The sequence below is a fragment of the Pediococcus parvulus genome (assembly GCF_007990205.1).
GTDB lineage: Bacteria > Bacillota > Bacilli > Lactobacillales > Lactobacillaceae > Pediococcus > Pediococcus parvulus.
This window is the reverse complement of sequence record NZ_BJWE01000090.1, coordinates 1-1,672: the sequence shown is the minus strand read 5'-3', so window position 1 is coordinate 1,672 and position 1,672 is coordinate 1. Positions and strand designations below refer to the sequence as shown.

At 39.5% G+C, this 1,672-nt stretch carries 2 protein-coding genes; both read left to right on the top strand.

Going from position 1 to position 1,672, the window contains the following annotated elements:
* Nucleotides 1-67 precede the first annotated feature (67 nt).
* A complete protein-coding gene (locus PPA04_RS09435; RefSeq protein ID WP_057785071.1) occupies nucleotides 68-742 on the top strand; it encodes a helix-turn-helix domain-containing protein in 675 nt (224 codons plus the stop codon).
* The gene (locus PPA04_RS09430) at nucleotides 739-1,632 is read left to right on the top strand and encodes an IS3 family transposase (protein WP_147206823.1); all 894 of its coding nucleotides are present in this window, start codon (nucleotides 739-741) and stop codon (nucleotides 1,630-1,632) included. Before PPA04_RS09435 ends, PPA04_RS09430 begins: the two co-directional genes overlap by 4 nt.
* Nucleotides 1,633-1,672 lie beyond the last annotated feature (40 nt).

The window sequence follows — 1,672 nt, the reverse complement described above, 5'->3', positions numbered from 1 at the left end:
AATAATCCCTTTATGGTTGTCAGATGAAATAATATAATTCATCTAATAACTATGGAGGGATATTTGTATGCCCAGAGCTAAGTATACAGAACTTGAAAAGTTAACCTTGCTTGAGCAATTCAGGCAATCAAAAATGTCTAGTGAGGCCTTTTCGAGAGAACATAATGTTAATGGTAATGTTTTTAGAACGTGGTTAAAACGTTATGAGCGTGATGGTTTTGAGGGATTAAAAGAAGCACGTCAGAATAAACATTATTCACAGAAATTAAAGTTAGAGGCAATTCACACGTATTCAAATGGTGACTATTCGCTTGCAGAAGTGGCTCTTAAATTTGGTTTACGTTCAACAAGTCAATTAGTAAACTGGATTTCCAGGTATAATGAGGACAAAACGGTGACGATGTCACCATCTAGAAAGTTGGTCCTCGCTATGGGTAGAAAAACTACTGTTGAAGAACGAATTGCAGTTGTAGAGTATGTAACCAAAGATAAACATAGTTATAGCGAAGCTGCCACTCATTTTCAGGTTTCCTATCAACAAGCACGTTCTTGGGTGCTTAAGGCTCATGAAAGAGGCTATGAATTCCTCGTAGATAATCGTGGTCATCACAAAAAACAAGCAGCACTTACAGATTTGGATAAGGCTAATTTACGAATTCGTGAGTTAGAATCGCAATTAAAAGACAAAGAACTTTATGAGGCCTTCATAAAAAAATTTCAGGAACTACGGTACAAGGGGTGAAAAAACAGCATCAACTGGCTTACCAGGCAATTAAGGACGTCAGTAAAGGTCATCATGGAGCAATCACAAAGCTACTGGTAATTATCGGCGTCAGCCGACAAGCATACAACAAAGGACTCAAACGCCAAGAAACTGTTTGGGAATTACGGGATCAACGACTTAAAGAACGAGCACAATACTGGTTTGATTTTCATCATCAAGGAATTGGAGCTGGTAATTTATTGGAAAATTTACGCCAAGATGAACAAATTAACTTCCCAGTTACATTTAAGCAGGTCTGTCGAGTAATGCGTGAACTAGATATTCATTGTCAGATTCGCAAGAAAAAACATAACCGTGTAAAGCAATCGGAACAGTATATTCAGGACAACGTATTGAATCGAAAATTTAAAGTGACAGCGCCCAATCAAGTCTGGCTTTCTGACTCAACAGAGTTGTCATATGGTATTAACGGTGAATACAAGGTGCGCCTGAGCGGCGTTTTGGATCTTTATGGTCGGCGACTTTTGGCCTATAATCTCAGCATTACGGAAACAAGTGCCGCAGAAATTCAAGTTTTTCAACGGGCTTTTACTCAAGCAGGCGATGTGCATCCAATGGTGCATACAGACCGAGGCACGGCATATACCTCGAAATCGTTTAACCAATTTATGGATCAATTCCAGGTCAGACGTAGTATGTCACGGCCTGGCACGCCCTATGATAACGCACCAATGGAGCGTTGGTGGAATGAATTTAAGCTACGCTGGATGGATCGTCACCCAATGGCGAAAACCTATCCAGAACTTGTGAGCTTAGTTGAAGAAGGAATCATCTACTTTAATCACCACAACCGTTCAGCACAAAGAAATGGCCTCACCCCAGATGAATACTGGAATGAAGCCATTTAGATACATGTTAAAATTTATATTATTTCATTTGTCAACTTGA

Coding starts and splice junctions, on each gene's coding strand:
- PPA04_RS09435 (WP_057785071.1), top strand. CDS start 68: ATGCCCAGAGCTAAGTATACAGAACTTGAAAAGTTAACCTTGCTTGAG.